Origin of the sequence: Ruoffia sp. FAM 20857 (assembly GCF_045528645.1) — a bacterium.
In the GTDB taxonomy this organism is placed as follows: Bacteria; Bacillota; Bacilli; order Lactobacillales; family Aerococcaceae; genus Ruoffia; species Ruoffia halotolerans.
Window position 1 is genome coordinate 14445 of sequence record NZ_JBGQRB010000019.1, and the last position, 14262, is coordinate 28706.

Sequence of the window (14262 nt, forward strand, 5' to 3'; positions counted from 1 at the left end):
ACTTTTTTAACAACAATTTAAGAGGTGTATAGATGGATACAAAAGAAATATCAGTAAAAGATGTCATGCAATATGTTCCAGATCAAGCTCAGCTTGCAACGACGACATATGGTTTAGGAGGTATGCCAGAAGAGCTATTAAAAGAACTGGGTGCCTACTACAAAAAACATCAACATCCAAAAGATGTTACTTTAATGGCTGTGGCTGGAATAAGTCGTGGCGAAGGAACAGGTATGGATTACTTGCTTGAACCCGGCTTGTTAAAGCGTTTTATCGGAACGCACATGAGTGGGGCGCCTTTATCAGCAAAAGCTGCTCTAGCAAATCAGTATGAATTGTATATGCTCCCACAAGGAATCATTGGTAAACTCTACCGAGATGCAGCAGCGAAAGGGCCGGGTGTGTGGAGTAAAGTTGGTATTGGAACGTTTGTAGATCCTCGCCAAGAGGGTGGGCGCATTAATGACCGTGCAAAAGCAGCCGAAGAATTGGTAGAAGTTACTAAAGTAAAGGGGGAAGAATGGTTGTATTTTAAACCTTTACCCATCAATGTGTCTTTTATCAAAGCGACCTATGCAGATCCTAAAGGAAACTTATCATTTATTCATGAGCCTTTGAAACTCGAAGCACTCACACTTGCGATGGCAGCAAAGAACGCGGGTGGAATTGTCATTGCTCAAGTTGAGGACGTCGTAGCAACTGGAACGCTCCCAGCTAAAGAAGTTGACGTACCAGGTGTACTTGTTGATTATGTTGTAAAAGCTAAACCAGAATACCATCAACAAACCTTTATGACCCAGTATAGTCCGCTCTTATCCAATGAAATTAGAACACCAAAAGTGAAGAGTCGGAAGTTACCCCTCGATAACAAAACAGTAATCGCAAGACGGGCGGTGCGAGAGTTAAAGCCAAACAGTTTTATCAATATTGGCGTTGGAATGGCAGATAAAGTGTCACGGTTAATTAATGAGGCCAATCTATTAGAACAGTTCACTCTGAACACAGACTTAGGTGCAATCGGTGGAATGACAGCCTCAGATTATAATTATGGTACGAACTATAATGCAGATGCGATTATCAATACATTAGATATGTTTGATTATTATCACGGGGGTGGCATAGATACAACTGTGTTGGGCTTTGGTCAGATGGATGTTAATGGGAATATGAATACTACACAAATTGGAGATATGCTCATTGGTCCAGGTGGTATGATCGATATTTCAGCAAGTGCTTCAAAAATAATCTTTATTGGGACCTTTACTGTTAAAGGGGAAACTAGCGTAGAGAATGGGCAACTCGTCATTAATCACGCAGGTGTCGATAAGAAGTTTAAATCTGCCTTGTCGCATATTACATTCTCAAGTAAAGAAGCCATTGCTAATGGCAAAGAAATCATCATTGTAACGGACAGAGCTGTATTTGAAATTAATAAAAATTCAAAACTCGTGCTAACAGAAATTGCTCAAGGATTAGACTTAGAAAAAGATATCTTAGATTGGATGGAGTTTGAACCTCTGATTTCAGACAAACTGAAAGTGATTGACTCAAGTTACTACAGTGAATCATGGAGTTTAAGAGACTATATAAAAGAATAAATAAAACAAAGCTCTTACAAGTGAAATCTTGGAGAGCTTCTTTATATTCTGTGTATTTTCACTGACTTGGTGGTAAGATATGTGAAAGTGAGAAAAGACCATTTGATGATGATTTCACTAAAGAATGTGTGGTATTATATGTTAGTTGAAAATAAAAAGGGAATACATTACAATGCAACATGGAATTTTCATGGAGGAATGAACATATGACTGATAAATTATTACGTGCGCTTGCCTTTGATGGGCAAGTTAAAGTGTATGTAATTGATGCGAAAAATACAGTTGAAGAAGCAAGAAGACGTCACGATACTTGGCGCACTGCAACAGCTGCATTAGGGAGAACGTTAATTGGGACGGCCTTACTCGCTGCGAATTTAAAAGGGAATGACCAAATAACTGCAGATGTCACAGGGGAAGGACCAATAGGTCGAATCCTAGTGACAAGTGATGCAAAAATGAACTTGAGAGGTTTTGTAAATAACCCACAAGTTGCCTTAGATTCAAATGAAGAAGGCAAAATTGATGTCAAAGGTGCTGTAGGCTTACCAGGGTTCTTAAAAGTTAGTAAACAAATTGAAAACTACGAACCTTACACAGGCCAAGTGCCATTAATCAGTGGGGAGCTTGCAGAAGACTTTACCTATTATATGGCGGTGTCAGAACAAACGCCTTCATCTATTGGACTAAGTGTTTTAGTTGATAAAGGGGATATTGTTGCACAAGCCGGCGGCTTTATGATTCAAGTCATGCCAGGGGCAACAGAAGAAACTATCTCTGCTTTAGAAGGTAAAATTAATAATTTAGGTCGGGTATCTGATCTATTAAATAGCGGTCTAACTGTAGAACAATTACTAGATAGATTAGTTGGCGAAGGTAATTCTAAGATTTTAGATTATTTAGATGTCCGCTTTAACTGTCATTGTTCGAAGGAACGTTTCTCTGATGGAATAAAATTATTAGGCAAAGACGATATTCAGGCAATGATTGACGAAGATCATGGAGCAGAAGTAGTCTGTCATTACTGTAATGAAGCCTATCTGTTTAGTGAAGAGGAATTGACTGCATTAGTAGAAGAAGCCTAATATAGATAATAAAGACAAGCATTGTATTTGTTTGTTAGATGTGCTTTAATTTTTAAGAGAAGTAATAAAGTAAATGAGGAGTGAATAACGTGAGTGATAATCAAGAACAAACACATGAAGAGTTAAATGACCAACTATTAGTTCGTCGTGAAAAGATGACTTCAATGTTAGAATCAGATAGCGTCAACCCATTTGATGCTGGTTTTACAAGAACACACTATTCAGTAGATATCGTAAGTGAATTTGATCACCTTACTAAAGAAGAATTATCAGAAGCTGAAAAAATTAACGTAAAAGTTGCAGGACGTATGGTGTCTAAACGTGGTAAAGGAAAAGCAGGATTTGCCCATATTCAAGATATGAAAGGCCGTATTCAACTTTATGTACGTAAGGATATGATTGGTGAAGAAAGCTATGATTGGTACAAACAAGCTGACTTGGGGGATATCGTTGGTGTTGAAGGATATTTATTCAAGACAAATACGGGTGAATTATCCGTTCGTGCAACGTCTTTCACTCCATTAACTAAAGCTTTACGTCCATTGCCTGATAAATATCATGGTTTAGCGAATATAGAACAACGCTACCGTCAACGATACTTAGACTTAATTAGTAATGATGAGAGTCGTGAACGTTTTGTGAATCGATCTAAAATCATCTCAGAAATCCGTCGTTATTTAGATGACAATGATTATATGGAAGTTGAAACACCGGTTTTACATAATATCGCAGGTGGAGCAAATGCCAGACCATTTATTACACACCATAACGCCTTAGATATGGAATTATATTTACGAATCGCTTTAGAATTACATCTAAAACGTCTTGTAGTTGGTGGTTTTGAGAAAGTTTACGAAATTGGTCGTGTATTCCGTAATGAAGGTGTGGATACAACACATAACCCTGAATTTACTATGTTAGAAGTATATACTGCATACAGTATTTTTACGGATGTCATGGATTTAACAGAATCATTAATTAAACATGTGGCTAATAAAGTATTAGGCTCTGGTGTATTGGAATATGACGATCAAACGATTGATTTAGAATCAGAATGGCGTCGTGTTCATATGGTAGATATTATTAAAGAAACGACTGGCGTTGATTTCTGGCAAGAAATGTCTTATGAAGAAGCAAAAGCTTTAGCTAAAGAACATCATGTGACTGTCAACGACCATGATACAACCGTTGGACATATTATTAATAATTTCTTTGAAGATAAATGTGAAGATACTATTGTTCAACCAACGTTTGTATTTGGACATCCAGTAGAAATTTCACCTTTGGCGCGTAAAAACCAAGAAGATCCAAGATTTACAGATCGTTTTGAATTATTTATCGCCGGCCATGAATATGGCAATGCCTTTACTGAGTTAACAGACCCAGTTGACCAACGTGAGCGTTTTGAAGCTCAAATGGAAGAGAAAGATCAAGGAAACGACGAAGCGCATCCAGTGGATGAAGATTTCTTAGAGTCATTAGAATACGGTATGCCACCAACAGGTGGGTTAGGAATCGGAATTGACCGTCTAGTTATGCTATTAACAAACGCGCAATCTATTCGTGATGTATTATTATTCCCAACTTTACGTAACAACTAATAGCTTCTAGACTTTTCGTTCAAGCATTAAATTTAATTAAATCATCTATCCATGGTAAACTATGTATATAGACGTCAAGGAGGCGATTTAATGGAGTTTAAAAGAGAAGGTAACGCAATTGTATATCGTGACGAAGCAGATAAGCTATTAGCGGAAATTACGTTTCCACCAAGCTCATCAAACGACCAAGTGGTAGTCGCTGATCATACTTTTATAGACCCCGCATTAAGAGGACAAGGAATTGCAGGTAAACTTTTAGATGAATTAGTATCAGAAATGGACAAAGAAGGTAAGAAAATCAAAGCGACTTGTCCATATGTTGTGAGAAAATTCAAAGAAGAACCTGAAAAGTATGACTTTATCAACGCTGATAAATAACATATTTCCGACTATTTGTTTAAAATTAACAAATAGTCGGTTTTTTTTGAAAAAAATGCTCAAGACTATTGACGAAAGTAAATCCTCATGATACTATACCTAAGGTGTTTTAATGACAGATTCCTGGTCATCAGTCGTGCTGACTGCTTTAAAACTCTTATCTTAAGCAACTGAAAAGTTGTTTATTGAATTTTACTATAAAATGACACACTTGGATGTGTGGACTAAGAAAAGAAGACGGGAGGAGGACAATTCATGCCTACAATTAATCAATTAGTTAATAAACCACGTAAGTCTAAAACGACTAAATCGAACTCTCCAGCTTTAAACGTTGGATATAACAGTTATAAACGTACTTCAACAACTACTATGTCACCACAAAAACGTGGTGTATGTACTCGTGTTGGTACTATGACACCTAAAAAACCTAACTCGGCGTTACGTAAATACGCGCGTGTTCGTTTATCTAACCTAATGGAAGTTACAGCATACATTCCAGGAGAAGGGCACAACTTACAAGAACATAGTGTTGTGTTAATCCGTGGAGGACGTGTAAAAGACTTACCAGGGGTACGTTACCACATCGTTCGTGGAGCGTTAGATACAGCTGGTGTTTCTGAACGTCGTCAAAGCCGTTCTAAATACGGAACAAAAAAACCTAAATAAATATAAAAAATAAAATTAATTCCTTATGAAAGGAGGAGTTTGAATGCCTCGTAAAGGTAATGTAGCAAAACGTGAAGTTTTAGCAGATCCAATTTACAATTCAAAATTAGTTACACGTACAATTAACCGTATCATGGTTGATGGTAAACGTGGAAAAGCTTCTAAAATCTTATACTCAGCTTTCGATATTATTCGTGAAGAAACAGGTCAAGAGCCATTAGAAGTCTTCGAACAAGCAATCGAAAATATTATGCCATTGTTAGAAGTTAAAGCTCGTCGTGTCGGAGGTTCTAACTATCAAGTTCCTATTGAAGTTCGTCCAGAACGTCGTTATACTTTAGCTATCCGTTGGCTAACTCAATACTCACGTTTACGTGGGGAGAAAACAATGGAAACACGTCTTGCACGTGAATTAATGGACGCAGCTAATAATACAGGTGCTTCTGTTAAGAAACGTGAAGACATGCACAAAATGGCTGAAGCCAATAAAGCCTTCGCGCACTTCCGCTGGTAGAAATTGGTTGGCTGTTTTATGCAAGGATTTGCATAGGCGATTGACAATTACTCATTATATATTTGAAAGAGGGGTAAAATAGTATGGCAAAGAGAGAATTTTCTCTTGATAAAACGCGTAACATCGGAATCATGGCCCATATTGATGCAGGGAAAACGACAACTACTGAGCGTATCCTTTACTATACTGGACGTATTCACAAAATTGGTGAAACTCATGATGGTGGATCACAAATGGACTGGATGGAGCAAGAACAAGAGCGTGGTATTACAATTACATCTGCAGCTACAACTGCACAATGGAATGACCACCGCGTAAACATTATTGATACTCCAGGTCACGTGGACTTTACCGTAGAGGTAGAACGTTCATTACGTGTACTTGATGGTGCAGTAACTGTATTAGATGCTCAATCAGGTGTAGAACCTCAAACTGAAACAGTTTGGCGTCAAGCTACAACTTACGGTGTTCCTCGTATTGTATATATCAATAAGATGGATAAACTTGGTGCTGATTTCTTAAACGCGACTGAAACACTTCACGACCGTTTAGATGCAAATGCTCACCCTGTTCAATTACCAATTGGTGCAGAAGATGACTTTGACGGAATCATCGACTTAATTGACATGAAAGCATACCACTATCATGATGATTTAGGTGAAGACGTTGAAGAAATTGAAATCCCTGATGACATGAAAGAATTAGCTGACACATGGCGTACAAACTTAATTGAAGCTATCGCTGATTTAGATGAAGACATTATGATGTCTTACCTAGAAGGTGAAGAGATCGATGTCGCAACTCTTAAAGCGGCAATCCGTAAAGCGACAGTTGCGGTTGAGTTCTACCCAGTTTATGTTGGTTCTTCATTCAAGAACAAAGGGGTACAATTATTACTAGACGGTGTTGTTGATTTCTTACCATCACCACTAGAAGTACCACCAATTATCGGTACTATACCAGGAACAGAAGATACTTTAGAACATCATGCTGATGATTCAGAAGACTTTGCTGCTTTAGCATTCAAAGTTATGACTGACCCATTCGTAGGACGTCTAACATTCTTCCGTGTATATTCTGGTACATTAGCTGCCGGTTCATACGTTCTAAATGCGACTAAAGATAACCGTGAACGTGTTGGTCGTATCTTACAAATGCACGCTAACTCACGTGAAGAAATCCCAGAAGTATTCTCAGGAGATATCGCAGCTGCGGTAGGTCTTAAAAATACAACAACTGGTGATACTTTATGTGCTGAGAACGCGCCAGTGATTCTTGAATCAATGGAATTCCCAGAGCCAGTTATTAACGTTGCAATTGAACCAGATTCAAAAGCTGACCAAGACAAAATGTCTGCAGCTCTTGCTAAATTAGCTGAAGAAGATCCAACTTTCCGTGCGACAACTGATCACGAAACTGGACAAACAATCATCGCTGGTATGGGTGAGTTACACTTAGATATCATCGTTGACCGTCTAAAACGTGAATTTAAAGTTTCAGCAAGTGTTGGTGCACCACAAGTTTCATACCGTGAAACTTTCCGTGCTGCTACTAAAGCAGAAGGTAAATTCGTTCGTCAATCAGGTGGTAAAGGACAATTCGGACACGTTTGGATTGAATTCTCACCTAACGAAGAAGGTGCCGGATACGAATTTGAGGATGCAATTGTTGGTGGGGTAGTTCCTCGTGAATACATCCCAGCAGTAGATGCAGGACTTAAAGACGCAATGGAAAACGGTGTATTAGCAGGATTCGAATTAATCGACGTTAAAGCTAAGCTTTACGATGGTTCATACCATGATGTCGATTCATCTGAGACTGCCTTCAAAGTTGCTGCTTCATTAGCATTACGTGAAGCTGCTAAGAAAGCTGATCCAGCAATCCTAGAACCAATGATGTTAGTTGAAGTTACAGTTCCTGAGGAATACTTAGGAGATGTAATGGGACACGTGAACTCAAGACGTGGACGCATCGAAGGTACAACTGCTCGTGGTAACGCACAAATCGTTCGAGGATTCATTCCTTTAGCAGAAATGTTCGGTTACGCGACAACTTTACGTTCAGCTACACAAGGTCGTGGTACATTTACAATGCAATTCGACCACTATGAAGCTGTTCCAAAATCAATTCAAGAAGAAATCATCGAGAAACATAGCGGTAGATAATCTGCTTTATAACTAAGCAGAAAGCTTGCTATAAACGTGAATATGTGGAGGTAAATGGTTGAATTTACCTTCCTTTCACGGTATAATCATTTTGATAGATTAGGAAATAATCTATAATAGGTTACATATATTTTAGGAGGATTAAATAATGGGAAAAGAAAAATTTGAACGTACGAAACCCCATGTTAATATTGGGACTTTAGGTCACGTTGACCACGGTAAAACAACTACTTCTGCTGCAATCGCAACAGTTTTAGCTAAAAATGGTTTTGGTGAAGCTCAAGACTACGCTTCAATCGATAACGCACCTGAAGAAAAAGAACGTGGAATCACAATCAATACTTCACATATTGAGTATGAAACTGCTAACCGTCACTACGCACATATCGATGCGCCAGGTCACGCGGACTACGTTAAAAACATGATCACTGGTGCTGCTCAAATGGACGGTGCTATCTTAGTAGTATCTGCTGCTGATGGACCAATGCCACAAACTCGTGAGCATATCTTATTATCACGTCAAGTTGGTGTGCCACACTTCGTAGTATACTTAAACAAAGCTGATATGGTTGATGATGAAGAGTTATTAGAACTTGTTGAATTAGAAGTTCGTGACTTATTATCAGAATACGATTACCCAGGAGACGATGTTCCTGTAATCGTTGGTTCTTCATTAAAAGCTTTAGAAGGCGACGCTGATTACGAAGCTAAAATCTTAGAATTAATGGAAGCTGTAGATACATTCATTCCAGAACCAGCTCGTGAAATCGACAAACCATTCATGATGCCAGTTGAGGACGTATTCTCAATTACTGGTCGTGGTACAGTTGCTACTGGTCGTGTAGAACGTGGACAAGTTAAAGTAGGTGACGAAGTTGAAATCGTTGGTATCAAAGATACTCAAAAAACTACTGTAACTGGTGTTGAGATGTTCCGTAAAATGTTAGATTACGCTGAAGCGGGAGATAACATTGGTGCATTATTACGTGGTGTGACACGTGATGACATCGAACGTGGACAAGTTTTAGCTCAACCAGGTTCAATTACACCACATACTAAATTCTCTGCTGAGATTTATGTATTATCTAAAGAAGAGGGTGGACGTCATACTCCATTCTTCGATAACTACCGCCCACAATTCTACTTTACTACAACTGACGTTACAGGAATCATCGAATTACCAGAAGGAACTGAAATGGTAATGCCTGGTGACAACGTAACTATCTCTGTAGAATTAATTCACCCAATCGCTATGGAAGATGGAACTCGTTTCTCTATCCGTGAAGGTGGACGTACTGTTGGTGCCGGAACTGTTACTTCAATCGAACAATAATTCCAAACCACAATTAAACACCCCTTATGGGGTGTTTTTTTATACAGATTTTTAAATTCATTAGATTTCAATTAAAATTATTAGTGTTATAATAGAATATATTTCAAGAAACGAGGTTGAATTATGATTATAATGAACAGAAATACAAGTCCAATTTCACCGATTAAAAAAGAATATATGGATGAAGTATATAATAGAACAGTATTTCAAGATTATCCGGATGTTGAATTAGGACAATTGAAAGCTATTTACGCTAAAGATAATAATTTAAATGTAGATGAAATTGAATTGGCTAGTGGTGCAGATGAGTGGATCCAGAAAACCTTTATCACTTTAGGTCAAAAAGGTATTATGACAATCACTCCAGATTTCTTTATGTATAAAGATTATGCTGAGCAACTACAATTACCTTTTTATGAGGTAGAGAGCGAAGTGGATTATTCATTTGATTTTGACAAGATAGTTAAAGCAATTTATAAGAAAAAACCGTCTTTATTCATACTATCTAATCCTCATAATCCAACGGGATTGATGTTCAAAGAAGATGAATTACAAGCAATTGCGGATGCGATGGAAGCAATGCATGGATATTTTGTCATCGACGAAGCATATATTGAATTCGGTAAAGAATATGCACGCCCAGATGGTGAGCATGTATTAATTATTCGTACTTTAAGTAAAATATACGGATTGGCTGGCTTAAGAATTGGAATTATTATTGCCAAAGGGGAGACTTACGATAAAGTTACTCGAATTAATCACCCTTATCCTTTAGATCACGTAGGGATGAATTTAGCGAGTATCTTTTTAGAAGATAAAGCATGGGTCAAGGAATACGCCAATTATCAATTAGAGGCTCGTGATATGCTAGTTGGAGCCTTTAAGCAAGTAAATCATGTGATGAGTGTGAATGATAGTTACACCAACTTTGTATTTACCTATGGAGATAGAGCACTGAGTTTAGGTCGCTTTCTAGAAGAGAATGGTTTTTCGGGCCGATTTTATGAAGAAGATAACTTAAAAGAGACAGTCCGTTACTCGATTATTAAGCACGAAGATTATCCTAGATTAAATGGACTTATTGAAGAATGGCTAAAAATTCAAACCATAAAAAAATAATATAAGCACATAAAACTGGTCTAGTGGTGGATATTCAGAAATATTATGCATAAATCATTGCAATTAAAATGATTAAAGTATATTATGATTATATTAGAAAATGATTAAAGGAAAGAGAGAGCTATGCATAACTTACAAAATAATAACATTATTATTATTATTAAGACCAGGACTTGAACCTTAGATTAAAAATCTAACGTGTTCCAGTCCTATTCGTGTAAGCTATGAATGGGTCTTGAGTAATAGTCATCCATTCATTGAATGGATGACTATTTTTTTGTTTGATCAGGAAAGAAGTGATGAGCCATAGACAATGACATTTCAGATATTATAAACATTACATTTTTTACAATCCCTTATCATTCAAACAATACAGGAGGAATATTATGAATTTCAAAAAATTAGGTTTAAGTCTTTTAGCCGGTGTCACTTTATTTGCCTCATCATCAAACTTATTAGCCTTAGCACAAGAAGAAAATGAGACAGTAAAAATTGGAGCTAACATGGAAACATCTGGTTACTCAGCATCTTATGGGCAAGCAATGTACGAAGCTTTACAATTAGCTGTTGAAGAAGTAAACAATGAAGGTGGGCTTTTAGATGGCCTTGAAGTAGAAATCATTCATTATGACAATAAATCAGATAAGACCGAAACAGCTTCAGTTGCGACTCGCTTGGTTGAAGAAGGGGCAGTAGCTCTAATTGGACCGGGTGCAACAGATTTAGTATTAGCACAAAATCCCGTGGCAGAACAATCTGAAGTTCCAGCGGTCATTCCAGCAGCAACAGCAGATGATTTAACAATGGATCAGAACGGGAACGTATTAGATTGGGTATTCCGTCTTGCGTTCTCATACACTTACCAGGCGAATGCTGCCGCTCGATTTGCAACGGATGAACTAGGTGCACAAAAAGCAGTTGTCCTAGTAGACCAGTCAAATGATTACTCTGTAGGACAAGCAGAACCATTCATTAAAGAATGGGAAGCGTTAGGTAATGAAGTTGTATTGGAAGAATCTTATACGAGTGGTGATACAGATTTCTCAGCTGTCCTAACGACTTTAATGGCGACTGAATTCGATGTTATTTATTTACCAGCCTTTTATACTGAAGGAGGCTTAATTACTAAACAAGCTAGAGAGATGGGTCTAACTCAACCGATCTTAAGTGGACACGGATTTGCAAGTGATGCCTATGTAGAGTTAGCAGGTGCAAGCAATGCAACAGATGTTTACTTTACGTCAAACTTTTACACAGGAACTGAAGAAAAAGCAGGTAAAGCATTCGTAGAAGCTTATGAAGCAAAATTTGGGAAAACGCCAGACACTTTCGGAGCACTTGGATATGATGGAGCAAAATTATTATTTCAAGCAATCGAAGATGCAGGATCTACTGACCGAACAGCAGTGAGAGATGCTATCGAAAATATGGAAACCTTCACGGGTGGAGTTACTGGGGAGTTTTATATTGATGAAGAACATAACGCCGTTAAACCAGCACCAATGTTACATTTAGTTGATGGAGAAGTTGCAGATATTTATGAAGTTGACGGAAGTTCTAATGAATAATTAGCATAATATATAATTAGCCTCTACAATGACAAAGTTTGTCACTCTGTAGAGGCTTTTCTTTTTAGTGCATATAAGCAATATTTATGAAAATGAAATTATGATAATAATATCATATATTAACTTAATTTTATGCTCATATTAGATTTTTATTCTTAATGGTTTCTGATATAATGTATAAATGAATATATCACCCCCGTGTAAGTTGCACTCTGGTGGTGGTTTTATTTATCGTTATGAACTAAATTGTGAATATGATTTTTAATATCACTCAGTTTGTAATATGATTCTAATCGAAATTCGATCACAAGAATTTCGATATAATATCCCATCATAAATTATGATGTAATTAATAAGGAGGAAAAAAATCGTGGCAAAGTATATCTTGAAACGCGTTGGACACAGTCTATTGTCATTATTTGTCATTGTAACTGTTACTTTTTTTCTAATGCGTTTAGCACCAGGTAACCCTTTTGCAGCTGAACAGCAAGAGGTTACACCACAAATTCAAGAGCAATTGAATGAAGCCTACGGACTAAATGATCCATGGTATGAGCAATACTTTAATTATGTAAAAAATGTTGCAACACTCGATTTTGGAGAATCGATGAAATATCGAGGACGCTCAACGAATGATATGATCGCAGAAAGTTTCCCTGTATCTGTGACACTGGGAGCATCTTCACTGTTATTTGCGATTGGCTTTGGTGTATTATTAGGCGTTCTTTCGGCAATGTATCACAATAAAGCAGGTGATTATATTGCGACAATCGTTGCCGTATTAGGAATTTCAATTCCATCATTCGTTCTAGCTGGACTCATGCAATATCAGTTAGGACTTCAATTAGGTTGGTTCCCAATCAGTGGTTGGAAATCTAACATGCATGTCATATTACCATCACTCGCACTTGGGTTAGGGTATATGGGGAACATAGCTAAGTTGACCCGGTCGAGTTTATTAGAACAAAACACATCCGAGTACGTGAAATTAGCAAAAGCTAAAGGGTTAAAAAAATGGGGAATAGTTTTTAAACACTCATTGAAAAATGCCTTGCTACCCGTCGTAACATATTTAGGACCATTAACTGCCGGTATATTGACAGGTAGTTTTGTTATTGAAAATATCTTCGCAATACCTGGTTTAGGACGTCACTTCGTCCAAAGTATTAATAACCGTGATTATACTCTAATTATGGGAATTACGGTATTCTTTGCGATTGTATTATTAATCGCTGTATTAATCGTTGATGTTTTATACGTATTCTTAGATCCGCGTATTCAATTGGAAGGAGATGACAACTAATTATGACTGAAGAACAAGTGCTTTCACAAAAGAATTTTGAAATCGTTGGTGGACGCGAAGAAGATACGGACGTTTTAAGTGAGAAGTCGATCTCTTTCTGGGGCGAAGTTATGCGTGCCTTTATTCGTAACAAACTCGCAATTGTAGGTATAGTAATTTTAGCTATTATCGCAATTATGGCTATATTTGTACCAATCTTATCACCGTATGATTATGCTGAGCAAACAGGAGTGTATAACTCTCCGCCGACAGCAGAATTTTGGTTTGGAACAGATAATCTTGGACGTGACGTATTCGTACGTTCATGGGTAGGGGCAAGAATTTCCCTACTCATTGGTATTTCTGCTGCGATTATTAACTTAGTTGTAGGGGTTGTTTACGGAAGTGTTTCTGGATTAATCGGAGGTCGTGTTGATAACATTATGATGCGTATCTGTGATATCTTAAACTCTGTTCCACAACTATTAGTCATTATTTTATTACTAGTTGTATTACAACAAGGTTTAGTACCAATGATTATCGCATTGTCGATAACTGGTTGGATTCGTATGGCTCGTATTGTTCGTGCAGAAGTGATGTCATTGAAAGCTCAAGAGTATGTTCTAGCATCTAGAACACTTGGTGCATCAGCAGCTCACTTAATCCGCCGACACTTAATACCTAACGCAATGGGATCAATTATTGTAACAATGACGTTACAAATTCCTGCTGCAATTTTTAGCGAGGCTTTCTTAAGTTATATTGGGCTAGGTGTAACACCACCTTTAGCAAGTTGGGGAACTATGGCTTCAGAAGGTAACGAAGCAATCCTAACAGCACCATGGAGACTATTATTCCCTGCATTATTAATTTCAATTACTATCTTTGGATTTAATGCTGTTGGTGATGGTTTACGTGATGCGCTTGACCCTAAATTACGGAAGTAAGGTGATATA

The 14262-nt window shown here is 37.5% G+C and carries 12 protein-coding genes; all 12 read left to right on the forward strand.

The window, feature by feature from the left end; genetic code table 11:
- Positions 1–32: 32 nt before the first annotated feature.
- The 12 genes from ACEN4N_RS05860 (at position 33) to ACEN4N_RS05915 (ending at position 14253) form a co-directional block, all read left to right on the forward strand.
- Positions 33–1598 carry an acyl CoA:acetate/3-ketoacid CoA transferase gene (locus ACEN4N_RS05860; RefSeq protein ID WP_407090453.1) on the forward strand — a complete coding sequence of 522 codons (1566 nt, stop codon included), beginning with the start codon at positions 33–35 and terminating at the stop codon, positions 1596–1598.
- Positions 1599–1804: 206 nt separating this feature from the next.
- Positions 1805–2680 (forward strand): Hsp33 family molecular chaperone HslO, encoded by an 876-nt coding sequence (gene hslO, locus ACEN4N_RS05865; protein WP_407090452.1) that lies wholly within the window; start codon positions 1805–1807, stop codon positions 2678–2680.
- Positions 2681–2835: 155 nt separating this feature from the next.
- Positions 2836–4281 carry a lysine--tRNA ligase gene (gene lysS / locus ACEN4N_RS05870; protein ID WP_407090462.1) on the forward strand — a complete coding sequence of 482 codons (1446 nt, stop codon included), beginning with the start codon at positions 2836–2838 and terminating at the stop codon, positions 4279–4281.
- 90 nt (positions 4282–4371) lie between these two features.
- Entirely contained in the window at positions 4372–4659 is a 288-nt protein-coding gene (locus tag ACEN4N_RS05875) for a GNAT family N-acetyltransferase (RefSeq protein WP_407093877.1), read from the forward strand.
- Positions 4660–4914: 255 nt separating this feature from the next.
- A complete protein-coding gene (gene rpsL, locus ACEN4N_RS05880) occupies positions 4915–5325 on the forward strand; it encodes a 30S ribosomal protein S12 (protein ID WP_138405198.1) in 411 nt (136 codons plus the stop codon).
- 43 nt (positions 5326–5368) lie between these two features.
- The gene (rpsG, locus tag ACEN4N_RS05885) at positions 5369–5839 is read left to right on the forward strand and encodes a 30S ribosomal protein S7 (RefSeq protein ID WP_138405197.1); all 471 of its coding nucleotides are present in this window, start codon (positions 5369–5371) and stop codon (positions 5837–5839) included.
- An 83-nt stretch (positions 5840–5922) separates the two neighbouring features.
- The gene (gene fusA, locus ACEN4N_RS05890) at positions 5923–8004 is read left to right on the forward strand and encodes an elongation factor G (RefSeq protein ID WP_407093878.1); all 2082 of its coding nucleotides are present in this window, start codon (positions 5923–5925) and stop codon (positions 8002–8004) included.
- A gap of 148 nt (positions 8005–8152) precedes the next feature.
- Positions 8153–9337 carry an elongation factor Tu gene (tuf, locus tag ACEN4N_RS05895; RefSeq protein WP_407090449.1) on the forward strand — a complete coding sequence of 395 codons (1185 nt, stop codon included), beginning with the start codon at positions 8153–8155 and terminating at the stop codon, positions 9335–9337.
- Positions 9338–9460: 123 nt separating this feature from the next.
- Positions 9461–10456: an aminotransferase class I/II-fold pyridoxal phosphate-dependent enzyme gene (locus ACEN4N_RS05900; protein WP_407093879.1), complete on the forward strand. Its 996-nt coding sequence runs from the start codon at positions 9461–9463 to the stop codon at positions 10454–10456.
- 386 nt (positions 10457–10842) lie between these two features.
- On the forward strand, positions 10843–12024 hold the full coding sequence (locus tag ACEN4N_RS05905; RefSeq protein WP_407093880.1) for an ABC transporter substrate-binding protein: 1182 nt from the start codon (positions 10843–10845) through the stop codon (positions 12022–12024).
- Between the two features lie 370 nt (positions 12025–12394).
- Positions 12395–13327, forward strand: a complete 933-nt coding sequence (locus ACEN4N_RS05910; protein WP_407093881.1) for an ABC transporter permease — start codon at positions 12395–12397, stop codon at positions 13325–13327.
- A 2-nt stretch (positions 13328–13329) separates the two neighbouring features.
- A complete protein-coding gene (locus ACEN4N_RS05915; protein ID WP_407093882.1) occupies positions 13330–14253 on the forward strand; it encodes an ABC transporter permease in 924 nt (307 codons plus the stop codon).
- The last annotated feature ends 9 nt before the right edge of the window (positions 14254–14262 follow it).

Excerpts from the sequence above, each read along its gene's own strand:
- ACEN4N_RS05860 (WP_407090453.1), top strand. The coding sequence starts at position 33 with ATGGATACAAAAGAAATATCAGTAAAAGATGTCATGCAATATGTTCCA.
- hslO (WP_407090452.1), top strand. The coding sequence starts at position 1,805 with ATGACTGATAAATTATTACGTGCGCTTGCCTTTGATGGGCAAGTTAAA.
- lysS (WP_407090462.1), top strand. The coding sequence starts at position 2,836 with ATGACTTCAATGTTAGAATCAGATAGCGTCAACCCATTTGATGCTGGT.
- ACEN4N_RS05875 (WP_407093877.1), top strand. The coding sequence starts at position 4,372 with ATGGAGTTTAAAAGAGAAGGTAACGCAATTGTATATCGTGACGAAGCA.
- rpsL (WP_138405198.1), top strand. The coding sequence starts at position 4,915 with ATGCCTACAATTAATCAATTAGTTAATAAACCACGTAAGTCTAAAACG.
- rpsG (WP_138405197.1), top strand. The coding sequence starts at position 5,369 with ATGCCTCGTAAAGGTAATGTAGCAAAACGTGAAGTTTTAGCAGATCCA.
- fusA (WP_407093878.1), top strand. The coding sequence starts at position 5,923 with ATGGCAAAGAGAGAATTTTCTCTTGATAAAACGCGTAACATCGGAATC.
- tuf (WP_407090449.1), top strand. The coding sequence starts at position 8,153 with ATGGGAAAAGAAAAATTTGAACGTACGAAACCCCATGTTAATATTGGG.
- ACEN4N_RS05900 (WP_407093879.1), top strand. The coding sequence starts at position 9,461 with ATGATTATAATGAACAGAAATACAAGTCCAATTTCACCGATTAAAAAA.
- ACEN4N_RS05905 (WP_407093880.1), top strand. The coding sequence starts at position 10,843 with ATGAATTTCAAAAAATTAGGTTTAAGTCTTTTAGCCGGTGTCACTTTA.
- ACEN4N_RS05915 (WP_407093882.1), top strand. The coding sequence starts at position 13,330 with ATGACTGAAGAACAAGTGCTTTCACAAAAGAATTTTGAAATCGTTGGT.